Origin of the sequence: Streptomyces sp., assembly GCF_019510245.1 — a bacterium.
Lineage (GTDB): Bacteria > Actinomycetota > Actinomycetes > Streptomycetales > Streptomycetaceae > Streptomyces.
The window spans coordinates 37,913-59,083 of the sequence record NZ_JAEKKT010000203.1 but is presented as its reverse complement, the minus strand read 5'-3'; the positions used below and the strand labels follow the sequence as shown (position 1 = coordinate 59,083).

Annotated in this window: 21 protein-coding genes, 1 tRNA gene and 1 pseudogene; 13 read left to right on the top strand and 10 right to left on the bottom strand. The window is 70.0% G+C overall.

The genetic code is table 11. The annotated features are described in order from the left end of the window. Positions 1 to 3 precede the first annotated feature (3 nt). The 4 genes from JF597_RS40980 to JF597_RS40965 all read right to left on the bottom strand — a co-directional run bounded on the left by JF597_RS40980 (position 4) and on the right by JF597_RS40965 (position 3,097). Positions 4 to 492, bottom strand: coding sequence for a copper chaperone PCu(A)C (locus JF597_RS40980; RefSeq protein ID WP_294008681.1), 489 nt, complete (start codon positions 490 to 492; stop codon positions 4 to 6). After that, entirely contained in the window at positions 489 to 1,142 is a 654-nt protein-coding gene (locus JF597_RS40975; RefSeq protein WP_294008679.1) for an SCO family protein, read from the bottom strand. Before JF597_RS40975 ends, JF597_RS40980 begins: the two co-directional genes overlap by 4 nt. Positions 1,143 to 1,255: 113 nt before the next feature. After that, a complete protein-coding gene (locus JF597_RS40970; protein ID WP_294008716.1) occupies positions 1,256 to 2,005 on the bottom strand; it encodes a YcnI family protein in 750 nt (249 codons plus the stop codon). 234 nt (positions 2,006 to 2,239) lie between these two features. Next, positions 2,240 to 3,097: a hypothetical protein gene (locus JF597_RS40965; RefSeq protein WP_294008677.1), complete on the bottom strand. Its 858-nt coding sequence runs from the start codon at positions 3,095 to 3,097 to the stop codon at positions 2,240 to 2,242. A 248-nt stretch (positions 3,098 to 3,345) separates the two neighbouring features. Here JF597_RS40965 and JF597_RS40960 point away from each other — a divergent pair, with 248 nt between their 5' ends. From JF597_RS40960 to JF597_RS40945, 4 genes are all read left to right on the top strand, one after another. Next, positions 3,346 to 3,795: an ATP-binding protein gene (locus tag JF597_RS40960; protein WP_093500965.1), complete on the top strand. Its 450-nt coding sequence runs from the start codon at positions 3,346 to 3,348 to the stop codon at positions 3,793 to 3,795. 38 nt (positions 3,796 to 3,833) lie between these two features. Beyond that, positions 3,834 to 4,409 carry a GNAT family protein gene (locus JF597_RS40955; RefSeq protein WP_294008673.1) on the top strand — a complete coding sequence of 192 codons (576 nt, stop codon included), beginning with the start codon at positions 3,834 to 3,836 and terminating at the stop codon, positions 4,407 to 4,409. A 99-nt stretch (positions 4,410 to 4,508) separates the two neighbouring features. Further along, entirely contained in the window at positions 4,509 to 5,462 is a 954-nt protein-coding gene (locus JF597_RS40950) for an intradiol ring-cleavage dioxygenase (RefSeq protein ID WP_294008671.1), read from the top strand. A 10-nt stretch (positions 5,463 to 5,472) separates the two neighbouring features. Then, entirely contained in the window at positions 5,473 to 6,288 is an 816-nt protein-coding gene (locus tag JF597_RS40945; RefSeq protein WP_294008669.1) for a triphosphoribosyl-dephospho-CoA synthase, read from the top strand. 38 nt (positions 6,289 to 6,326) lie between these two features. Here the strand turns inward: JF597_RS40945 and JF597_RS40940 are convergent, their stop codons facing one another. Next, on the bottom strand, positions 6,327 to 7,796 hold the full coding sequence (locus tag JF597_RS40940) for an aminopeptidase P family protein (protein ID WP_294008667.1): 1,470 nt from the start codon (positions 7,794 to 7,796) through the stop codon (positions 6,327 to 6,329). Positions 7,797 to 7,985: 189 nt separating this feature from the next. Then, complete coding sequence (locus JF597_RS40935; RefSeq protein ID WP_294008665.1) at positions 7,986 to 9,368, bottom strand: PP2C family protein-serine/threonine phosphatase; 1,383 nt, start codon at positions 9,366 to 9,368, stop codon at positions 7,986 to 7,988. Positions 9,369 to 9,905: 537 nt separating this feature from the next. On the opposite strand from JF597_RS40935, the gene JF597_RS40930 reads away from it, so the two are divergent. Together JF597_RS40930 and JF597_RS40925 are read left to right on the top strand one after the other, a co-directional pair. After that, positions 9,906 to 10,580 carry a bifunctional DNA primase/polymerase gene (locus tag JF597_RS40930; protein ID WP_294008663.1) on the top strand — a complete coding sequence of 225 codons (675 nt, stop codon included), beginning with the start codon at positions 9,906 to 9,908 and terminating at the stop codon, positions 10,578 to 10,580. A gap of 54 nt (positions 10,581 to 10,634) precedes the next feature. After that, a complete protein-coding gene (locus JF597_RS40925) occupies positions 10,635 to 11,195 on the top strand; it encodes a hypothetical protein (protein ID WP_294008661.1) in 561 nt (186 codons plus the stop codon). 245 nt (positions 11,196 to 11,440) lie between these two features. Here the strand turns inward: JF597_RS40925 and JF597_RS40920 are convergent, their stop codons facing one another. The 3 genes from JF597_RS40920 to JF597_RS40910 all read right to left on the bottom strand — a co-directional run bounded on the left by JF597_RS40920 (position 11,441) and on the right by JF597_RS40910 (position 14,301). Beyond that, positions 11,441 to 12,406 (bottom strand): DUF5926 family protein, encoded by a 966-nt coding sequence (locus JF597_RS40920; RefSeq protein ID WP_294008659.1) that lies wholly within the window; start codon positions 12,404 to 12,406, stop codon positions 11,441 to 11,443. A gap of 180 nt (positions 12,407 to 12,586) precedes the next feature. Next, a complete protein-coding gene (locus JF597_RS40915; protein WP_294008657.1) occupies positions 12,587 to 13,225 on the bottom strand; it encodes an ATP-binding protein in 639 nt (212 codons plus the stop codon). Between the two features lie 248 nt (positions 13,226 to 13,473). Further along, positions 13,474 to 14,301, bottom strand: coding sequence for a glycerophosphodiester phosphodiesterase (locus JF597_RS40910; protein WP_294008655.1), 828 nt, complete (start codon positions 14,299 to 14,301; stop codon positions 13,474 to 13,476). Between the two features lie 257 nt (positions 14,302 to 14,558). On the opposite strand from JF597_RS40910, the gene JF597_RS40905 reads away from it, so the two are divergent. Then, positions 14,559 to 16,034, top strand: a complete 1,476-nt coding sequence (locus tag JF597_RS40905; protein WP_294008653.1) for a trypsin-like peptidase domain-containing protein — start codon at positions 14,559 to 14,561, stop codon at positions 16,032 to 16,034. A gap of 60 nt (positions 16,035 to 16,094) precedes the next feature. After that, positions 16,095 to 16,179 (top strand) — tRNA-Ser (locus JF597_RS40900). A 167-nt stretch (positions 16,180 to 16,346) separates the two neighbouring features. On the opposite strand, the gene JF597_RS40895 is transcribed toward JF597_RS40900, so the two are convergent. Beyond that, a complete protein-coding gene (locus tag JF597_RS40895; protein ID WP_294008651.1) occupies positions 16,347 to 17,102 on the bottom strand; it encodes a GntR family transcriptional regulator in 756 nt (251 codons plus the stop codon). 78 nt (positions 17,103 to 17,180) lie between these two features. On the opposite strand from JF597_RS40895, the pseudogene JF597_RS40890 reads away from it, so the two are divergent. From JF597_RS40890 to JF597_RS40870, 5 genes and pseudogenes are all read left to right on the top strand, one after another. Beyond that, positions 17,181 to 17,458: pseudogene (locus JF597_RS40890) on the top strand (hypothetical protein). Positions 17,459 to 18,039: 581 nt separating this feature from the next. Beyond that, entirely contained in the window at positions 18,040 to 18,354 is a 315-nt protein-coding gene (locus JF597_RS40885) for a hypothetical protein (RefSeq protein WP_294008714.1), read from the top strand. 188 nt (positions 18,355 to 18,542) lie between these two features. Continuing rightward, positions 18,543 to 18,941, top strand: coding sequence for a hypothetical protein (locus tag JF597_RS40880; protein WP_294008649.1), 399 nt, complete (start codon positions 18,543 to 18,545; stop codon positions 18,939 to 18,941). Between the two features lie 813 nt (positions 18,942 to 19,754). After that, positions 19,755 to 20,225, top strand: coding sequence for a hypothetical protein (locus JF597_RS40875; protein WP_294008647.1), 471 nt, complete (start codon positions 19,755 to 19,757; stop codon positions 20,223 to 20,225). 11 nt (positions 20,226 to 20,236) lie between these two features. Beyond that, the gene (locus tag JF597_RS40870) at positions 20,237 to 20,944 is read left to right on the top strand and encodes a hypothetical protein (protein ID WP_294008645.1); all 708 of its coding nucleotides are present in this window, start codon (positions 20,237 to 20,239) and stop codon (positions 20,942 to 20,944) included. The last annotated feature ends 227 nt before the right edge of the window (positions 20,945 to 21,171 follow it).

Here is a 21,171-nt window from a genome sequence, read left to right as displayed (position 1 = left end):
CCCTCAGTGTCCGGTCGACGGGTTGTACGTGGCGGACTTCACCGGCATCTCGACGGTGAGCGGACCGGATTCGGCGAACTTGAGTTTCAGGGTGATCGTGTCGCCCTGTTCCGGGCGGCGCTTCAGCTTCTCGAACATCAGATGGTTGCCACCACTTTTGAACACGAGTTGACCGTGGGCGGGCACCTCGAAGGAGGTGACCTCCTCCATCGCCCCGCCGTTGGTCTCGTGCATGGTGATCTCACCGGCGGAGTCGCTGGTGACCGAGGTCAGCTCGTCCTTCGTGCCGCCCCTGTTGGTGATCGTCAGGAACCCGGCGGCCATGTCGGCGGAGACCGGCTGGGGCATGTAGGAGGCGCCGACGGACAGCTCGGCCCCCGAGGAGCCCGAGGCCCCCGGGGAACCCGGGCCGCCGCAGCCCGCGAGGGCGACGGCTCCCGTGATCGCTATCCCGGTCAGCGCGAGGTGCCTGCCGGGCTTCCTGGATTTCACGGGTTCTCCCCCTTGATCAGCTTGGGGAGGTCCTTGGTGTAGTCGTCGACGGTGGCGTCCTCGCCGTAGAGGACGTATCCGCCGTCGGTCTTCGGCGAGAACGCGATGACCTGGGTGCCGTGCACCGAGACGACCTTGCCGGTCTTCTTGTCCTTGTGGGTCGGCTCGATGGAGATGCCGAGGGTACGGGCGCCGGCCTGGATGGTGGCGAAGTCGCCGGTCAGCCCGACGAAGCTCGGGTCGATGCCCTTGAGCCACTTGCCGAGCTCGGACGGGGTGTCGCGGGCCGGGTCGGTGGTGACGAACACGACCCGCAGCTTCGCCTGGTCGGCCTTGGACAGTGCCTTCTTGGCGACCGCGAGGTTGTTCATGGTCAGCGGGCAGACGTCGGGGCAGTGCGTGTAGCCGAAGTAGATCAGCGTCGGCCTGCCCTTGGTCTCCGCGCGCAGGTCGTACTTCTTGCCCTGGGTGTCGGTGAGCACCAGGTCCGGCTTCTCGAACGGCGTGTCCAGGATGGTCGCGGCCTTGTTCGAGGTGTCCCCGGCGACCACGGTGACGGGTGACTTCGCGTCGTCGCCGCTGCCGCAGGCGGAGAGGGTCAGGGTGGCGGCGGCGAGCAGCGCGGCCGCGGCGAACGTCTTCTTGCGCATACGAAAATGTCCCAGATGTGAGAGATCCGGCGCGCACCGGGGGGCCGGACGACAGCCGTACGACAGCTGTGCGGGCGTCGCACGGCCCCATGTGCGCGTCACGGACGCGGAACTCAGGCCTCGGTGCCGGTGGTGGACCGGCGACGGCCGGCGAGGACGCCGTAGGCGACCCCGGCCGCGCCGACGACGATGCCGACGACGCCGAGGACGCGGGCGGTGGTGTCGGTACCGTCGGCGGGGCCGGAGTCGTCGGAGGCGGTGGTCTCGGTCTTGGCCGAGGTCTCCTCGGCCGTGTCCTCGGCCGTGGCGGACCCGTGGTGGTCGCCGGTGGCGGCGGACAGCGCGAGGACCGGGGCCGGGTTCTCCGGCTCGTCATGGCCCTCCTGCTGGACCTCGATCCAGCGGACGACCTCCTTGTTGGAGTACGTCTGGACCGCCTTGAAGACCAGTTCGTCGGTGTTCTCGGGCAGGGCGCCCACGGAGAGCGGGAACTTCTGGAAGTAGCCCGGCTCGATGCCCTTGTCCTCGGCGGTCCAGGTGACCTTGGTGACCGCCTGGTCGATCTTCTCGCCGTGCATCTCCAGCGGCTTGGCCAGCTTGGACTTGGTGACGTCGATCTTCCAGCCGGCCATCGGCTGCGGCATCACGGACGCGATCGGGTGGTCGGCGGGGAAGTTGACCTCGACCTTGGTGGTCGAGGCGTCGTCGCGTTCGTTGGGGACCTTGAAGTCGATGACCGCGTAACCGCCCTTGGCGGCGGTGCCCTCAGGCTGCACGCTGACGTGCGCGAACGCGGGCGAGGAGACGGCCAGTACGGCCGTACCCGCGACGGCGGCGACGGCGGCGGCACGGGAGGCCTTCAAGGCGGACACGGCGGACATGACGGAAGCCTTCATGGCAGGGAGCACTCCACTCCGAGTGAGTTCTGTCGTTGAGGGGCGCGTGGAAACCGGGAACCCGAAGCCGAAGACCCGAAGTCGAAACCCGAAAGGGGCCATCGGGAAGGTCCGTCGGAAAGCGCACGCGCGCGTGCCGCACGACGGCGGCAGGCCCCTCCGGATCCGGGCAGACCCGGGGAGTGCTCTGGTCGCGTCGTGTCAGGCGGCGAGAACGAGTACGGCGGCGGACACGGGCGGTCCGCGCCGGATCACGGAGTGCTGGAGTGCGACGGTGCGCGGGGCCGACGGTATGTCCCAGGCACGACGACGGCCACCCGTGGGCGCCTCGGGCACGGCCACGAGCCCGGCGCACAGGGCGCGCGCCAGCGCGAGCGCCCCGCGCAGGGACCGGATCAGCGCCCCTTCGGCGACCCCGTGCGCCGAATCGGCCGACAACCGGATCAGCCGCAGCAGCGCCAGGTCGCCCCGGCGCAGCAGCCACCCGGCCACGACGGCCGCGAGAACGTGTCCGAGCAGCATGGGCACGGAGGGCAGCAGCGAGCCGGAGGCCCCGGTGGCGTCCGCGGCGTGGGCCGCCCCGCTCGTGTCGGCGGCCGGCCCGGAGGTGCTGAGATGCGCGTCCGTGAGGATCTTGTACGCGTGGGCGGGACTGATCTGCGCCGCCCCGGCCCCGCACACCAGCCGTGCGGCCCGCGCCACCAGCGAGGCGTCGCTCATGGACATCGCCGACATGGATGCCGTGGACGAGGCGGACATCGAGCCCGACATCGCGGCACCACCGTGCTGGCCGAGTCCGAACAGCGTGTGGAGGACGGTCTGCACCACCGCGAGCAGCGCCACGATCCCCGGCAGCGAACGGGTCCGGCCGGTCAGCGGGGCGACGAGCGCCAGCGTGCCCAGGAAGCCCGCGCCGAGCGTCCACAGCGGAACGGACGCGCAGGAGGCCAGGGTGTGCCCCGCCGCGGCCAGCACGACGCAGAACGCGGCGAACACCGCGGCCCGCAGGAGCCGCAGTCCGCTTCCGGTGCGCGCCGTGCGCGGGTGAGGGGCAGTCATGGCGCGCTCATCATCGCACTGGCCCCGGGCCGGCTTGACGTCAGGTCCAGAAGATTCCGTGACGCCCGAGGGCGGTGATCGTGAGGAAGGACCGAAAGATCATCCTTGTGGCGAACCACCCGCTCATACACCGAAACCTCCACCCGCGCATCCCCCGGATGGGCGTTCTCACATGAACGGAGTGCTTACACCCGGGCACGGGTGGCAATAGGTATCGGTATGTCGAGCCGCAGCCAGGAGGCTGGAGCATGAGCATCTGGTGGTCACTCCATCTGCGGCGTGAGGCCGCCAGCGTGCCGCTCGCCCGCCGACTGCTGATCGGCACGATGGAGACGGCGGGCGTCGACCCCGACATCTCCTACGACCTCTCCGTCGCCCTCAGCGAGGCCTGTGCGAACGCCGTCGAGCACGGAGGGGCCGGCCGCACCTCGGAGGCGTACCGGGTCACCGCCTACCTGGACGGCGAGAAGTGCCGTATCGAAGTGGCCGATTCGGGCCCGGGACTCGCTCCGGGGTTCGCCCGTACCCAGGACATAAGGCCGGCCCGTCCCGACGCCGAGAACGGGAGAGGCCTCTGTCTCATCAGGGAACTCGCGGACCACGTCCACATCGGCAACAAGCCGGGCCGGGGCGGCACCGTGGTCAGCTTCGACAAGATTCTCAAGTGGAAGAAAGATCCTTCCCTGCTTTCGGCATGACTGTCGCAACCGCATAACACCCGCGCTAGGGTGCGCGCATGATTCTCAGGAAGATTAAAGAAAGCCCGCTCATCCCGGGCGTGATATTGCGTCCCATTGCCGTCGGCGATGCCGGAGCGCTGTGCGCCGCATACGTCCGCAACCGAGGCCATCTCGAACCCTGGGAACCGGTCAGACCCGATTCCTTCTTCACCGTCGAGGGCCAGACCGAACGCATCGAAGGCCTGCTGGGACAGGCTGTCGACGGCCTCGTGGCCCCCTTGCTCATGGAGTCGGCCGAGGACGGCCGGATCGTCGGGGCGATCACTCTTTCCGGAATTTCCCTGGGCCCTTTCTGCAGTTCCTACGTCGGCTATTGGGTGGCCGGTGATCAGCAGGGCCGCGGTCTGGCCACCGCCGCCCTGGAGCGGGTCTGCGAGATCGCGAGGGACATGGTGGGACTTCACCGGATCGAGGCGTCCACTCTGATCGAGAACACGACGTCCCAACGCGTGCTGAAGAAATGCGGGTTCGAGACGATCGGGGATGCTCCGCAGTATCTGCACATCAATGGAGAATGGCGGGACAGCCGGCTGTTCCAGCGGATCCTGCACGACCGAGCCCCGGCTCTGTGACCAGCGGCTTCCCGACTGGTTCAGCTTCCTGGGCGTTCACAGGCCGTTCCCAGCCCTTGCCCATCCCCCTGACAAACGGCGTTCCTAGCTTCGTCGGCCATGACGGGAAACCACAAAAACACGTCGATCACCCGCCGCCGTGCCCTCGCGGTCTCCGGCGGCACGGTGGCGGCCGGCGGCCTCGCGGTCGCCGGCTTCCAGTCGGCCTTCGCCGACACGACCGACAGCGGCGCCGACGCGGACGCCACCGCCTCCGCGAGTTCGGCCGGCAGTGAGTGCATGACGCTGATGACCAGTGTCACGGAAGGGCCGTACTACCTCGATGGTGCCTTGGTGCGCAAGGACATCACCGAGGGCAAGGCCGGCGTTCCGCTGACCCTCCGCCTGACCGTCGTGGACGCCACCGACGGCTGCACCCCGGTCAAGGGCGCCGCGGTCGAGATCTGGCACTGCGACGCCTGGGGCTACTACTCCGGCTACACCACCGCCAACCCCGGCGGCTCCGCCCCGGCGGAGAGCGAGGAGGGCGACTCCGCCGACGACAAGACCTACCTGCGCGGCTACCAGATCGCCGACGCCAACGGGGTCGTCAAGTTCGAGACGATCTTTCCGGGCTGGTACACCCCGCGCACCTGCCACATCCACGTGAAGGTGCACACGGGCGGCGAGAAGGAGGACGGCACCTACGAGGGCGGCAAGGTCAACTACACCGGGCAGCTGTTCTTCGCCGACGGCATCGCCGAGGAGATCTTCACGCTGGAGCCCTACTCGAAGCACACCGGCGACTACACCGTCCTCGCCGACGACATGGTGTACGACGGCGGTGGTGCCGCCAGCGGTCTGCTCACCCTGAAGGCCGTGCACAAGAAGGACCCCTCGAAGGGCTACAAGGGCTCACTGACCCTGGGCATCGACCCGGACGCCGAGAACACGGGTGCCGGCAGCGGCGGCGGTACCCTGCCGAGCGGTGCCCCGAGCGACGCGCCCACGGGCACCCCGCCGAGCGACGCCCCGAGCGACAGCGCCTCCCCGTCGGCCTCCGCCTCTTCATAAGGTAAGGGACATGACAAGCGGCGAGGACGACGCGCTGGCGCGGGCCGCCGTGGCCGCGCTCACCGGTCAGCTGGCCCTGACCCCCAAGCCGGGCCTGCCCGACCCGCGTGACCTGGCCGCCCGCAGTACGCGCCGGGAGCACGACAGTCTGCGCTGGTCGGCCAGGGCGCTGGCGCCCGGCCTCGCGGCGATGGCCGCCTCCGCTCGCCGTACCGGCGAAGCCACGCCGGTGCTGCGGGCGGAACTCGGCGCGATCGGCCGGTGCACCGAGCACTCGGTCGGCCTGGCCGGCGGCGGCCACAAGGGCGCCCTGTGGGCCCTCGGCTTCCTGGTCGCGGCGGCCGCCCTGGACCCCCGCGCCAAGGCCCGCGAGATCGCCGTGAACGCACGGAAGATCGCCGCGTTCAACGACAAGGGCGCCCCCAAGCGACCCTCCCGGGGTTCGACGATCTCCGCCAAGTACGGCGCGGCCGGCGCCCGGGGCGAGGCGAGGGCCGGATTCCCGCACGTACGCAGGGCGCTGGAGGCGCTGGCCACGGCCCGCAAGGCGGGCGCCACCGAGAACCAGGCCCGCCTGGACGCCTCGCTGACCGTGATGTCCACCCTCCAGGACACCGAACTCCTCTACACCGCGGGCCCGCTGGGCCTGCGCCGGGTCCAGGCAGGGGCGCGGACGGTACTGGAGGCGGGCGGCACGGCGACGGCTGCGGGCGCGGAGGCCCTGGCGGCCATGGACGCCGACCTGAACGAACGCGGCTGGAGCCCGAGGGGCAGCGCGGGCCTCCTGGCCGGAGCCTTGTTCCTGGACGCCTTGCCCTCTTTGTGACGCCCCGACCCTGGTACCCGGCGATGTCACATCACACGTCAGCTCGTCAGCGAAGCCATCCACGCCTCGACCTCGTCGGACCGCCGGGGCAGCCCCGCGCTGAGGTTCCGGTTCCCGTCGGCCGTCACCAGGATGTCGTCCTCGATCCGCACGCCGATCCCCCGGTACTCCTCCGGTACGGTGAGGTCGTCGGCCTGGAAGTACAGCCCCGGCTCGACGGTCAGCACCATCCCGGCCTCCAGGACGCCCTCCACATACGTCTCGGTCCGCGCGGCAGCGCAGTCGTGGACGTCGAGGCCGAGCATGTGCCCGGTGCCGTGCAGCGTCCACCGGCGCTGCAGACCCAGCTCCAGCACCCGCTCGACCGGCCCCTCGACGAGCCCCCACTCGACGAGCCGCTCGGCCAGCACCCGCTGCGCGGCGTCGTGGAAGTCGCGGTACTTCGCACCCGGCTGCACCGCCGCGATGCCGGCCTCCTGGGCGTCGTAGACGGCGTCGTAGATCTTCTTCTGCAGCTCGCTGTACGTGCCGTTGACCGGCAGCGTCCGCGTGACGTCCGCGGTGTACAGGGAGTGCGTCTCGACGCCGGCGTCCAGGAGGAGCAGGTCGCCCGAGCGGACCGGGCCGTCGTTGCGCACCCAGTGCAGGGTGCAGGCGTGCGGGCCGGCCGCGCAGATGGAGCCGTAGCCGATGTCGTTGCCCTCCACGCGTGCGCGGAGGAAGAACGTGCCCTCGATGTAGCGCTCGCTCGTGGCCTCGGCCTTGTCGAGGACCTTCACGACGTCCTCGAAGCCGCGGACCGTGGAGTCGACGGCCTTCTGCAGCTCGCCGACCTCCCACTCGTCCTTGACCAGGCGTGCCTCGGAGAGGAAGACCCGCAGCTCCTCGTCGCGCTCGGCGGTGACCTTGTCGGTCAGCGCGGCCTGGATGCCGGCGTCGTAGCCGCGCACGACCCGGACCGGGCCGGTGGCCTCGCGGAGCTTGTCGGCGAGCTCCCGGACGTCGGCGGCGGGGATGCCGTAGAGCGCCTCGGACTCGGTCAGCGAGTGGCGGCGGCCGACCCACAGCTCGCCCTGGCCGGAGAGCCAGAACTCGCCGTTCTCGCGGTCGGAGCGCGGCAGCAGGTAGACGGTGGCCTCATGGCCGTCGTCTTTCGGCTCCAGGACCAGTACGCCGTCCTCGGTCTGGTTGCCGGTGAGGTAGACGTACTCGACGGACGCCCGGAAGGGGTAGTCCGTGTCGTTCGAGCGGGTCTTCAGGTTGCCGGCCGGGATCACCAGGCGCTCGCCCGGGAAGCGGGCGGACAGCTCCGCGCGGCGGCGGGCGGTGTGCCCGGCCTGCTCGACGGGCTTGAGATCGCGCAGCTCCGTATCGGCCCAGCCGGACTTCATGCTCTCGGCGAGCTCGTCGGACACGCCCGGGTACAGGCCGTTCTTGCGCTGCTTGATCGGCTCTTCCGACTCGGTCTCCGGGGTCTCCGGATTTTCCGGGGTGAGCTCGTCGGACACGGTTATCCTCCTCGACACTGCAGTGGATCCCGTCCATCGTACGGTCGTACCGAACGGCGTCCCAGGGACTCGGGGCCCGCAGCCGTGTGAGGTGTCTCCGCCTCCGTCTTCCTGCGCTCCTCCTGCGCTCGTCCTGTGCTCCTCCTGTGCTCCTCCTGCGCTCCTCCGGTGCTTCTCCTGACTGACCGGTCAGTCGAAGCGGGCCGCCAGCAGGACCACGTCCTCCTGGCTGTCGGCCTCGTCCAGGCCGCCCGGCAGCACCGTGCGCAGGACGTGGTCGGCGATCGCCCCGGGGTCGTGGCGCAGCGCGCGCGGGACGCTCGCGGCGGCCGTGTGCAGCCGGGCGAAGGCGCGGTCCATGGGGTCGCCGGTGCGGTGCAGCAGCCCGTCGGTGTAGAGGAGCACGGTCTCGCCGGCCTCCGCCTCGATCTCCACGCTGGGCGCCTCCCAGCAGGCCAGCATGCCCAGCGGCGCGGACACCGAGGTCTCCGCGAACTCCGTGCGGTGCTCCCCGATCAGCAGCGGCGGGCTGTGTCCTGCCCCGGCGAGGGTGACCTTGCGCAGCGCGGGCTCGCAGTAGCCGAACAGGGCGGTGGCGGAGCGGGCCGGCTCGGTCAGCCGCAGCAGCAGTTCCAGGTCGGAGAGGACCGCGACCGGGTCCTCGCCCTCCATCACGGCGTACGCCCGCAGCGAGGCGCGCAGCCGGCCCATCGCGGCGACCGCGCTGGGCCCGGAGCCGGTGACCGAGCCGACGGCGAGCCCCAGGGCGGCGTCGGGCAGCGGCAGCGCGTCGTACCAGTCGCCGCCGCCGCGCGGGCCGGTGCGGTGCCGGGCGGCGACCTGGACGCCGGCCACCCGGGGCAGCCGGGAGGGGAGCAGCTCCTCGGCGATGGTCGCCATGCACGCGCGCGTGCGCTCGACCTCCAGCAGCCGGGCCAGGTGCTCGGCCGCGTGCCTGACGTACAGGCCGGCGAGGTGGCGTCGGCGTTCGTGCGGCTGGGCCGGTTCGTCGTACAGCCAGGCGACCGCGCCGAGGCGGTCGGCCGCGTCGGTGACGAGGGGGAGCGCGTAGCTGGCGGCGTAGCCGAGGCGGGCGGCGACCTCGCGGTGGCGCGGGTCGAGGCCGTCCTCCGCGAACAGGTCCGGGTGCACCGCTTCGGCGGTACCGCCGTCGTACGGCAGTGCGCCGCGCGGGACCGTCTCCAGGTGGCCCAGGTCCGCGCGGCCGAGGCCGAGGCCGAGCGTGGTGTGCGGGCCCAGCCCGTCGGCGGGCTCCAGTGCCACCAGACCGCGCCGGGCGCCCACCAGGGCGGCACCGGCGCGCAGCAGTTCCTGGAGGGCCGGTTCCAGCGCGCTGGTCCGGGCGAGCCGTTCGGTCAGTTCGTGCAGGGTGGTGAGGTCGGAGACCCAGCCGGCCAGCCGGTCCTGGAGGACGGTGCCGGGCGCCGGGGCGGCGGGGACCTTCGGGACGGGGGGTGCGGCGGGGGCAGGGGGGACCGGCGCGACAGTGTGGGCGGGAGTGGGGACCGTTGAATCGATTCCAGCCACTTTCGGGGGGTGCGGGGCGTTCATCGCGTCCGGCTTTCAGACCTGTGCGTATTGCTCAAAAGCATCGCAAACCCCCATGTCCTTCTGCGCCGCTGGCAGTGTCTCCACATGTACACGCACTCGTGAGGGGATGTCCAGCATTGTCCTGCCGGGATTCCTGGTGTCCGTGGGCCTCTTGAGGCGTTCTCTAGGGGTTCTCCCGGACGGCTTGCACAAAGGCAAAGTTGGCTTAAAACTGACTCGGGCAGCGGTTCATTGCGGTCGACTGGCCTTGCTCCACGGAGCGTCACAACGGTCGTGATGGGTACGTACTCGGAGAAGGCCAGGGGTGGTTGGGGGGCCACCCGGAACCTGGCGACGGACCCGGGCGTCTTAACCACCGACGACCGTGCCCCATCCTCCCGTGGCGGAGGCGGAGAGAAACACTCGGAACGGCAAAACGCCAGACTTCGCCACCCCCAGGTGTGATGCGCCAACAGGTACGCACAGTGAAGTGATCGACACATGGTGTGATGTGGTCCACGGTGTTGCCAGCGGTGCAACGGAAAGGAACGAGCGCTCATGCGCGAGATCCTCGGAAGGCGACGCAGGCTCCTGTCCAGGCGGAACGACAAGGGTCCTGAATTTATCGACGCGGCCCTGACCTTCGCGACGGAATGGCAGTGGCCCGTACTCCCGGGCGTGGCTCCCGACCCTCAGGGGCGGGCCCGGTGCACGTGTCCCGACCCCGAGTGCACGGTGCCCGGTGCACACCCCTTCGACCCCGGCCTGCTCGCCGCCACCACCGACGAGCGCATGGTCCGCTGGTGGTGGGGGAACCGGCCGACGGCCCCGATCGTCCTCGCCACCGGAGCCGCCGGCGGCAAGGCGCCCTGCGCGGTCAGCCTCCCGGCGCTCGCCGCCTCCCGCGCTCTCAGTCTCCTCGACCGCCGGGGCCTGCGCCTCGGCCCGGTGGTCGCCGCGCCCACCCGCTGGGCGCTGCTCGTCAAGCCGTACTCGATGGAACAGCTGGGCGAGCTGCTCTACGCCCAGGACTTCGTCCCCGGCTCGCTCCGCTTCCACGGCGAGGGCGGCTATCTCGCCCTGCCGCCCTCCGGGACCGGCCCGGGCGCCATCCGCTGGGAGCGGGCCCCGCTGCCCGGTTCGGCCAGGCCCTGGGTGCCCGACGTGGAGGCCGTGGTGGACGCCGTGGTCGACGCCCTCACCCGTACGGGTGTGAGCGCACCCGAGTTGTAGGGGTGTCGGGCGCGCGAACGCGGCTTCCCGCGTCCGCGTGGTTACCCTCCGCACATGAACGTGCGTCTCCTCGCCCTCGCGGGCGTCATGGTGTGCGCGGTAGCGCTGCCGCTGGCCGTGGCGTCCGCGGGACAGGTGGGTGACTCCGCCGTACACCCCGCCCGGCAGGACGACGAGAAGCTGCCGCTGCCCGTCCGGTCTCCGCTGGTGCTCGGCCTGGGCCTGGCCACGGCCGCCCGCTGCGGTCCCGAACTCACCTCGCCGGACGGCGTCGAGGCGCAGACCTGCGTGATGGCCCAGGGCGCGGACACCTGGGCGCGCACCTACTACCGCAACGCCACCGGGGCGGCCCTGGAGGGCGTCCTGAGCCTCCTGGGCCCGCACGGCCGCACCGTGCAGACGCACTGCGCCGCCGACGCCGCGGGCGACGACGAGCCGGCCACCTGTGAGACGCCCCGGGAGCACACTCGGGGCGCCCTGGACGCCTACACGGCCGTCACGGAGTTCGCGGCACGCGACGGCGGCCCACTGCTGCTGCGCTCCGCGAGCAACTCGGCGGACGCCGGCGCCGGTGACCCCGTCGCGGGCAACTCCCAACGGTCAAACGGGAGTTGACGAACTGCTGCCTTCCGTACACCGGATGCGGGCATGAAAAGGCCCGGTTGCTGGCGACGGGGGATGCACCAGCAACCGGGCTACTGAGACGGTAACAAGAGATCGGCGGTTCGCAAATTCGATCTCGGCTATTCGGACACGTATTTGCTTGCCGTGTAGGGAAGTTGTGACAGGAGTCACCCGGGCAAACGGGCCTGGGGCGGCTGACCGACCGGTCAGCCGCCACCCTGTGCCCATGCTGATCGTCAGCTGAGCGTGACCTGTCGGTTGGTGAGGCCGCCGCGGGCCCGCCGCTCGTCGGCGGTGAGCGGTGCCTCCGAGGCCAGGGCGGTCGCGAGCCGCTCGGCGAACTCGGCGGCCGGCTTCTCCACGTCCTCCGCCCCGACCCCGCTCGGCAGGTCCCAGACCGGCACGGTGAGGCCGTGGGCACGGAAGGAACCGACCAACCGGGTGCCCTCGCCGAGGCTGGACCGGCCCGCCGCGTGCAGCCGCGCGAGAGCGTCCAGAAGCTGCTCCTCGGGGTACGGCATGACCCACCGCAGGTGGTTCTTCTCGGGCGTCTCGCACCAGTAGGCGGAGTCGACGCCGGTCAGCTTCACCGTCGGGATGGCCGCCGCGTTGGCCCGCTCCAGGGAGGCGGTCACGTCGGGGGTGGCGTTCTCCGCGTCCTGCACCCAGAACTCGAAGCCGTCGTGCACAACTGGCTCGAACGGGCCCTTCGGGTCGAGCAGGTCCTGCAGCCGGGGGCTGTCGGCGGGGGCGCGGCGGCCCTGCACCGGGGTGCCCGGCTCGGCGGTGAGGGCGCGCTGGAGGGTGTCGGCGAGGTCGCGGCTGATGTCGCCGGAGGCCGTGTCGTTCTGCAGGCCGATCAGGACCGTGCCGTCGTCGCGGCGCAGTGCCGGCCAGGCCATCGGCAGCACGGTGGCGAGCGTGACCGAGGGGACGCCCTCGGGCAGACCGTCCTTCAGGGTCAGCTCGACGGTGGCGGCGGGGACCAGTTCGCGCAGCGCAACCCAGTCGCCCTCGCCGGCCAGCCCCTCGAACGGGCGGTGCACCAGCTCGGTCGCCGCGTGCGCCGCCGCCCGGCCGTGGCAGGCCTTGTAGCGGCGGCCGCTGCCGCAGGGGCAGGGCTCACGGGCACCGACGACCGGGATCTCTGCGTCGCTGAGCTGCGGCCGCGTGGCCGTCGTCTGGGGTCGCTTCTTGGCCATCTGGGTGTCTCCCGGTTACGGCTCGTCTCGTACGGGCGGAGCCTAGCCGTTCATGCCCTGGACCACGGGAACCTGTGGACAACGGCGCCGACACGTCATGGTGGGGTCGCCGAGGAGCGGGCGGTCCAGGTCGGGTCGCCGAAGGAGCGGGCGGCCCAGGTCACTCAAGATTCTTTGGACTCAGTCCATGTCGTCGAACGCGTCCGCGAAGTCCAGGTCGGCCATCTCCGGGACCGAGGGCGCCATGACGCGCGTGGCGAAGGCGTCGCGGCGGTCCCGGGTGCCCGGACCACGCACGTCCTTGTGGACCACGACCCAGACGGTGACCTCGCCCCGGGCGTCGTCCCGGACGCCCCAGTCGTCGGCCAGCGCCGTGATGATGTTCAGCCCGCGGCCGCCGTGCGCCGTGACCGACGGGGTCATCGGCGCCGGGCGGGTCGGGCCGCCGCCGTCCGTCACCTCGACGATCAGCCGGCCGCGCGTGTCCACCTGCCAGGCGGCCCGGACGTCGCCGTCCCCGGCCAGCGCGTCCCCCAGGGGGCGCCCGTGTTTGCAGGCATTGCTCAACAGTTCGGAAAGGATCAGTACGGCATCGTCGATGACCGCCTCCGACAGACCGCCCGTGCGCAACTGATCGCGCATGCGGTGCCTCGCCTTCCCCACGCCCGCAGGGCCATGGGGTACGGCCATGCTCGACGACGTGGGCACCTCCTGTGCCACCACCAACGCCACCCCCGAGACCTCCTTTGCCCCACGCCACGGTGTGAATGCCCCATTGGCCTGAACCGGAAACCGGCCGATGAATGCCCGGCGACGCATTCGCAACGAACGAATACGCGCCGAACGCGCCGGAGCACTCCCTGTGACGGGTCGTCGCCATATCCCCCAGATATGGCCACGTGTGGCTGAATTTCGATGGTGTGGCCGAGAAGTGAGGATGCTGTGGGCGGGCTGTCGGGTCAAGAGGTGCGAAGTGTCCTTACTCGACTCTTTATCTGAGCCCTGATCAGGACGGACCACCATGCACGGTCCGCCCGCGTCCTGAGCAGCCGCGGCGCCGCGGCGCCTCAGCGCCCCAGTCGGCTCAGCACGGCCGCCGGCCGGTTGGTGATGATCGCGTCGATGCCGAGCTCCACGCACAGGTCCACGTCCTCCGGCTCGTTCACCGTCCAGACGTGCACCTGGTGGCCGTTGCGCTGCAACCGTTCGACGTAGGCCGGGTGATTGCGCACGATCCGGATCGAGGGGCCCGCGATCCGCACCCCGGCCGGCAGCCGCCCGTCGCGCAGCCGTGGCGAGAGGAACTGCAGCAGATAGACCGTCGGCAGCGTCGGCGAGGCCGCCCGCACCCGGGCCAGCGACCGCGCGGAGAAGCTCATGACCCGCACCGGCGACTCGGCGGGGGTGGCCGGAGCGTCCAGCCCGAAGCGCTTGAGCAGGACCAGCAGCCGCTCCTCGACCTGCCCCGCCCACCGCGTGGGGTGCTTGGTCTCGATCGCCAGCTCCACCCGCCGCCCGGAGTCCGCGACCAGCTCCAGCAGCCGCTCCAGCGTCAGTACGGCAGTGTCCGCGCGGTCCTCGGGCCGGAACTCCCAGTCGGGCTCCTCGTCCCGCCCGCGCCAGGCCGGACCCTTCCGCCACGAGCCGAAGTCCAGGGCGGCCAGATCCGCGAGCTCCAGGGCCGAGACCGCGCCCCGGCCGTTGGACGTACGGTTGACCCGGCGGTCGTGGACGCACACCAGGTGGCCGTCGGCGGTCAGGCGTACGTCGCACTCCAGGGCGTCGGCGCCGTCCTCGATGGCCTTCCGGTACGCGGCCAGCGTGTGCTCGGGGGCGTACTCCGAGGCCCCGCGGTGCGCGACGACCTGGATGCGATGCTGTGGTGCGTGGGTCACCGCGACATGGTGCCACCGTGCGGGGGTACCTGGGGGCACCACCGATGCCGGTAAAGAGAACTTTTGTCGGACAAGCACTATATAAAGGTTGTCCGTGTACCCACAGCCACCGCTTATGGTGCTCTGACGGCCTGTGGGAAAAGCTGTCGGCATACAAAAGCACATGCACAGCTGAATCGCGCCGGACCGACAGCAAGCGTGAAAGAGCGTGACCGAGTGCGACCGAGAAGAAAAGCCGTGGACCGAGGAGAGAAGCTGTGAGCACCGAGAACGAGGGCAACCCGGTACCCCCGGCCCCGTCCGCACCTCCTGTGCCGCCGTCGTCTCCCGCTGCCTCGCCGCAGGCAGCCGCGTCCGACGGCGGGGACGCGCCGACCACCCCGATCCCGCCGACGCCCCAGAGCGCGCCCGGTGCGCCCGCCGGCGACCCTTATGGGACCGCACCGCAGGCACCCGACGCCTCCTGGCCGCCTCCGCCCCCCGTGACCCCCTCCTACGCGGACCCGGGCGCGGGCGCAGGTGCCGGCTGGGGCTCCTCGTACGACCAGCAGCACCAGCAGTACCAGCAGCAGCCGTTCCAGCAACCGCAGCGCGCGCCGAAGAAGGGCAGCGGGCGCGGCGGTCTGATCGCCGCCGTCCTGGTGGCCGCGCTGGTCGCGGGCGGCCTCGGCGGCGGCCTCGGCTACACGCTGGCCAAGAACAACGACGACAGCGGCTCCACGACCATCTCCGCGACCTCCAGCGGCGGCGCCACCCAGGTCAAGCGCGCCGCCGGCACGATCGCTGCGGTCGCCCAGAACGCCCTGCCCAGCACGGTCACCATCGAGTCCGAGGGCACCAACGGAGAGGGCGGCACCGGCACCGGCTTCGTCTTCGACAAGCAGGGCCACATCATCACCAACAACCACGTGGTCGCGGACTCCCTCGACGGCGGCAAGCTGACCGCCACGTTCCCGGACGGCAAGAAGTACGACGCCGAGGTCGTCGGCCACGCGCAGGGCTACGACGTCGCGGTGATCAAGCTCAAGAACCCGCCGTCGGACCTGAAGCCGCTTGCCCTGGGCGACTCCGACAGGGTGGCCGTCGGCGACGAGACGATCGCGATCGGCGCTCCCTTCGGCCTGTCCAACACGGTCACCACCGGCATCATCAGCGCCAAGAACCGCCCGGTCGCCTCCAGCGACGGCAGCTCCACCAGCAAGGCGTCGTACATGAGCGCCCTGCAGACCGACGCGTCCATCAACCCGGGCAACTCCGGCGGCCCGCTGCTCGACGCCTCCGGCGCGGTGATCGGCATCAACTCCGCGATCCAGTCCGCCTCCAGTGGCGGCCTGGGCAGCACCGGGCAGTCGGGCTCGATCGGCCTCGGCTTCGCCATCCCGATCAACCAGGCCAAGTACGTGGCCCAGCAGCTGATCAAGACCGGCAAGCCGGTCTACGCCAAGATCGGCGCGTCGGTGTCGCTGGAGGACGGCACCTCCGGCGCGCAGATCACCGACTCCGGCTCGAGCGGCTCCGCCGCGGTGGAGTCGGGCGGCCCCGCGGACAAGGCCGGCCTCAAGCCCGGCGACGTCATCACCAAGCTGGACGACAGGGTGATCGACAGCGGCCCGACCCTGATCGGGGAGATCTGGACCCACAAGCCCGGCGACAAGGTCCAGATCACCTACAAGCGGGGCGGCAGCGAACACACGGTCACCGTCACCCTCGGCTCCCGCGTCGGCGACAACTGACCCCCACCCGCCCGCAGGAACCGGTTACTCTGGTCCCCGCGCCGATCTCCGTCGGCGCGGGGTGGGTTGCCCGAGCGGCCTAAGGGAACGGTCTTGAAAACCGTCGTGGCGAGAGTCACCGTGGGTTCAAATCCCACACCCACCGCGTGACGCGAACGGCCCCTGACCAGGTGAGACGGTCGGGGGCCGTTGGCGTGTCCGCTCCCCGTCGGACACCGTTGTTCCCCTTGGTTTCCCGCTCTATCGGGCACGCGAGGGGCACGACCGGGGCACGGCGTCTGGGCCTTGGATCATGCCTGAGGGGGCTGTCGCCTACCGGCTGATGGGAATCTCGTAGACGATCTCGCAGTGGGCGGCGGGCACGATGATGTCCGCGGTCTCGACGGGGCGTCCCTGGTCGCTGTAGTAGGTCCGCCGAATGTGGGTGACGAGAGCGGCCTTCTGGATGCCGAGGAGCGAGGCTTCTTCGGCGGTGGCCTGCCGGGGCTCGGGCTGCTCCACGGCGTGGCTGACGGTGATCCCGATGGCGGCCATGCGGTTCACGACTCCTGTCCCGGCGTGCGGGCCGCCCTCGGGGAGGACGACGAGGGTGCCGGCGGTGAGGTCGTAGGGCTCCCAACTGGTGGACAGTTGCACGGGCCTGCCGTCGGCCAGGAACTCGTACGCCGTCCGCACGCACAGATCGCCTTCGGCGATGCCCAACCGCGCGGCGATGTCGGCGGGAGCGGGGACCTTGGCGTCGGTCCGGCTCTCCCAGTCCCCTTGGTTGCCGAGGGCCTTCATGTCCGCGCGGAACGGCGACCCGTGGGGTTGCTCGCGCGCCGAGGACCGGACGACCCGCACGCGTTGCCGTGGCTCGGCGACGTACGTACCCGATCCGGCTCGCCCTTCGAGCACGCCCTGTGAGATCAGCAGTTCCTGCGCCCGGCGGACGACGTTCTCGCCCACGCCGCACTCCTGGCCGATCTGCGCGCGGGAGGGAAGGCGATCCCCCGGCTCCCACACATGCTCCGCGATCCGCCGCCGGAGTTCGTCGGCGATGCGGAGATAAGGCGGCTGCTCAGACATGTGGAAAATCTAGTCCACTAGCTCTAATCTAGTTAACTAGCTTCACTGAAAGTGATCGCTGGTGACGGAGGCTGCCCTGTGCCCGCTTCGGGAGTGAGTGCGGCGGCCATCGCCGCCCGGCTGTCCGCCGTCGGGCTCCCCACGCGCGTGGAGGAACGCGCCGGCTTCACGTCGGTCGAAGCGGAGTTACAGGACCTCCCTCCACCGAGTCGTGGAGGGAGGTCCTGGAGGTGGTGGCCGAAGCCGATCGGTTCGGGCTCCACGCCACCAGCCTGAGCGGCCGCACCCTCTGGGCGGTCGTACGCAAAGCGGTCCCCGCGGCGGGCGATGCCGGGGGACCGAGCCATCAGCGATAGGAGCTGATTCAGCGTGCTCAACCGTATCCGCCGCGCCGCCGCCCGCACCAGGGCGCGGTACGTCCCCAAGGGCAGGCACCGCCGCTGCTTACCGCCGCCGCGGCTGCCAGCTGCCTGCATTTCCTCCGCGCCTGTTGACGGGCCGACGGTCGCCCTGGGAGTGGTCTCCGGCCGGACGGGCCACCGCGACTTGCTCAGGGGCGAGAACACCCCGCTTGTCCGCCCTTACTTGCTGGCGTGGGAGAAGCGCGTACGACAGCACTCGGTGGCTGTCTTGGCCGGTGATGCGCGCGCCGTGACGTCCGTCCTCCTGGGGGTTGGTTGATGCCACCGCAACAGCAGTCGGGCGACCGGGACTCTTCGGCCGCCCCATACCGCTCAACTGCCTGCCGCGTCGGCACGCACCACGAGTGCGCAGAGTCCTCTCCGGCTTCGGCACCAGTCGACGTCCCACTGATCTACGAAGCGTGTGACTGCTCGTGCCACTCGACATCCGCACCATCCGCCCCTGGGGCGTCAAAGCGGTGAGCGCCGGGGACACCGGCGGTCAGCCGACATCCAACCGAGAGGCAGGAGCAGAGATGACGGCGCACAGCGGGCTGAGGCTCCTTCCGTGGGTAGGGCCGGAGGGCAAGCCTTGCTACCTGAACACCGATGACTCGGAAGGCTTCATGTCCCGCCTCGCGGACCACATCGAGTCGATTCAACTCGGCATGGCGTCCGAACTACTGGAGCAAGCGGCTCCGGTACTGGATGACGGCACTGCGAACGAGGAGGAACTGAGCCTCCTCGCCGCACAGTTGGCCGGCGCTTTGCGGGACGTGCTGCGCGTGGCCATGAGTCGCGGACGCGGTCACACGATCGAACCGGCCACGAATGCTGACTTCGACTTATAACGCCGCGGTGCGGAAGTTCTGTTGCTGACCGGGCAGATGGAACCGAAAGCTAGGTGAGACGACCCGTTAGAGACCGTGCCGGGTCGTCTCACTCAGTGGGCTCTGATCCGTAGCTCTGCAGAGATCGGTCGGAGACGGTCATACAGGTCGCTCGTCGGCCCCCACGGGACGCTACCGGGTAGGGCCGGTTGCTGTGGTTGCTGTATCCGGTTGCTGTACAGCAGGATGCTGGTGGGGGTGGCGGCGTGGAGCGGGAGCTACTCGAACGGCTGCTGGTTGGCGATGACGAGGCGTCCGCGGCCGCTCCGGCTGCCCTGCGCTGCGGTGGTTCCCACGTGGTCTGGGACGAGACTACGGCTTCTGAACCACTCGCCCTTATCTATGGACGCCGGCTGCGGCACACGCGTCGCCGGGGCATCGAGACCACCAACCTGTCACACACCGTGGAACTGCTCGGCAGGCATCAGCAGCTGGTTCGCCTGGGGCAGATCAGAACTGCTGATGGCTCCTGGGCGTTCATGCTGTTTCTGACCGAAGACGGCGCGAGGCTGATCGCGTGCACCGGCGTTCGGCGGACCCACGTCTGAACCCCAGCCGACGAAAGTCAGCCACGATAACGGCTGCGCCGACCGGTCAGGCGCGCGTACGTTTCGCTGCACCCCACCGGGCTCAGCCACGCCGCCGATGCCGTCGGCCAGAGCAAGCCGCGACGGCCGGTGCGTGACCAGGGCGCCGGAGCCCTCAGCTTGGGAAGCGACGGCGCTTAGGGAGCCGGATCACTTCTGGCGCCTGGGCATATGTGCTCTGGCGTGAGGCCCGGGAGCACAGGATCGCGCCGTTGTTGACCGTGACTGACCGGCCTTATGGACACGCTATGGGCACGCCGTCCGGCCAAAGGCGGCGGGAGCCCCTGCGCGGCGACCCATAGGCACCCAGGAGCCAGGTACGAGCACCGGTGGGCAGGTGCCCTTGCGGAAGCTCACGCATGAGAGAACGACTCCGAGCGATCAACAGTCGCTCAAATGTATGGATCGGCCTGACGTCCAACAGCTAAGTTGATCCAGCGCGATGCCGCTGACCACGGCATTTTTTCTTCGGCACCAAGGTGCCTCGTATCAGAACACAGGAACATGGGGGAACGCGTGAAAGCCAAACTGGCTTCGTTTGTGCTGCTCGGATCTGTGACTTTCGGAGCGGCCCCTGCGTAGGCCGGCACTTCCGGTGTCGCCGACGAGCCCACGACCCAAGTACAGACCAGCACTGGTGACAGCTCCACGGAGGCGAGTGGAGACGCGGGGCAGCTCTTCCTCGCTTCCGATGAGCAATATGTCCAGACCTTCGGAGCCGCCGAAGCAACCCAGCAGGGGCTCACTTACGAGGCCGTAGCCGATTCGGACTCCGTGGCAGACTCCACCGCGGCGGACGACACGGACAAGGCCATCGCCGCGGCCGACTCCGATATCAGGGAAAGCGACGCGACGGCAGACGACGATGCCGCGAGCGACCACTGGAGCGTGGTGAAGTTCGTGGCCCATGACGAGGACGGGCGCTACATCCCAACCCGTCAAGGAAACCGGTCCTTCGGCTGGGTCCACTTCTCCGGACCGCACAACATCCACAGCGAGAAGGTCATCAAGGCAGCGGTCAACCAGCATCCCGAGCGAGGAAGCACGAAGACCCGCAAGGTGTACGGCGCGGTGCTGTACGACACCCTTGGGATCATTCTCGCCAAGGTCAAGGTCATTGCGCAGTACCACTGGGAGACCAGCGACCACAAGTACAAGCTCGCCGACACCGACGACAAGATCGGCGTGATCACGGCGTTCTGCCAGGGTGTCAACAAGTGCCCGGACGCGTTGAACCGAGTATGACGGAGCACTCGATGGCATGGGACGAGACGGGCCTGTCCGGTCTGCAGGCGCAGCTGGCGCACGAAATGCTGGGCCGTGTCACGGCCTTCACGTTCGGACCGGAAGTCCGGCTCGTCCGAGGTGTGGTGGCTTCCCCGGACCGGCCCGGCGTCGGCCGCGTGGTCCTCTGGGACGGGCAGCGGCTCGACAGCTCCGTCGCTTTCGACGTGCCGCTCACGGACACCCAGGGCGGAAACATCCCCTCGGGGGACATCGCAGCCGCCCTGCGCGGCGTGGCGGTGGACCGCTCGGAACGCGAGATCCAGGAGGCACCGCGCGACGCCTTCGGGATCCCTGTGATCGACGCATCCGCCCCTGTTCACGCCTTCGTAGCCGAGCCGCGTTTCAAGGTGCCCGACGCACTGCATGCCGCAGCGGCTGCGTTCTCCCTCCCGCCGGAGCCGGAAGAGCCCCCAGAACTGCGCCTGCGCGGGTTCCTCCTTCTCGACCGGACAACGTGCCGCCTCTACCTGGACACCCCCGAATCACAGGACGCACCCCCGTTCGGCATCGACCTCCCCCTCCAAGACGAGAAAGGATCCGTCACGGTCGGCGTAACAGCGGTGCACAGTGCACTCCCAGTACTTCTGCTGGGCGAGCTGGAACGTATGCGCAAGGACGTCCACGACCCCTACTGCCATGCCGTCTACGACTTGGCGGACTGGCTCTCGGGCAGCTGACTGCACGGTGCCGGGAACCGCTTTACGCGTATCGACCCCCCGCTCCGGGAGCCCATCAGCTCCCGGAGCCGACGGCCCCGCCACACGATGGACAGCAAAAAGGCCCGGATTGCTGACCTGGGCCTTCTCCATGGAGCGGGTGACGCGAATCGAACTCGCGCGCTCAGCTTGGGAAGCTGCGAGCATTTGCCGCAGGGCCGCGCACTGATCTGGGCGAACGGTCTGGA

Bases quoted from the DNA above. Each gene is read 5' to 3' on its own strand.
- JF597_RS40975 (WP_294008679.1), bottom strand. From the start codon at position 1,142: ATGCGCAAGAAGACGTTCGCCGCGGCCGCGCTGCTCGCCGCCGCCACC.
- JF597_RS40965 (WP_294008677.1), bottom strand. From the start codon at position 3,097: ATGACTGCCCCTCACCCGCGCACGGCGCGCACCGGAAGCGGACTGCGG.
- JF597_RS40960 (WP_093500965.1), top strand. From the start codon at position 3,346: ATGAGCATCTGGTGGTCACTCCATCTGCGGCGTGAGGCCGCCAGCGTG.
- JF597_RS40955 (WP_294008673.1), top strand. From the start codon at position 3,834: ATGATTCTCAGGAAGATTAAAGAAAGCCCGCTCATCCCGGGCGTGATA.
- JF597_RS40950 (WP_294008671.1), top strand. From the start codon at position 4,509: ATGACGGGAAACCACAAAAACACGTCGATCACCCGCCGCCGTGCCCTC.
- JF597_RS40945 (WP_294008669.1), top strand. From the start codon at position 5,473: ATGACAAGCGGCGAGGACGACGCGCTGGCGCGGGCCGCCGTGGCCGCG.
- JF597_RS40935 (WP_294008665.1), bottom strand. From the start codon at position 9,368: ATGAACGCCCCGCACCCCCCGAAAGTGGCTGGAATCGATTCAACGGTC.
- JF597_RS40930 (WP_294008663.1), top strand. From the start codon at position 9,906: ATGCGCGAGATCCTCGGAAGGCGACGCAGGCTCCTGTCCAGGCGGAAC.
- JF597_RS40925 (WP_294008661.1), top strand. From the start codon at position 10,635: ATGAACGTGCGTCTCCTCGCCCTCGCGGGCGTCATGGTGTGCGCGGTA.
- JF597_RS40920 (WP_294008659.1), bottom strand. From the start codon at position 12,406: ATGGCCAAGAAGCGACCCCAGACGACGGCCACGCGGCCGCAGCTCAGC.
- JF597_RS40915 (WP_294008657.1), bottom strand. From the start codon at position 13,225: ATGCGTCGCCGGGCATTCATCGGCCGGTTTCCGGTTCAGGCCAATGGG.
- JF597_RS40895 (WP_294008651.1), bottom strand. From the start codon at position 17,102: ATGTCTGAGCAGCCGCCTTATCTCCGCATCGCCGACGAACTCCGGCGG.
- JF597_RS40885 (WP_294008714.1), top strand. From the start codon at position 18,040: ATGACGGCGCACAGCGGGCTGAGGCTCCTTCCGTGGGTAGGGCCGGAG.
- JF597_RS40870 (WP_294008645.1), top strand. From the start codon at position 20,237: ATGGCATGGGACGAGACGGGCCTGTCCGGTCTGCAGGCGCAGCTGGCG.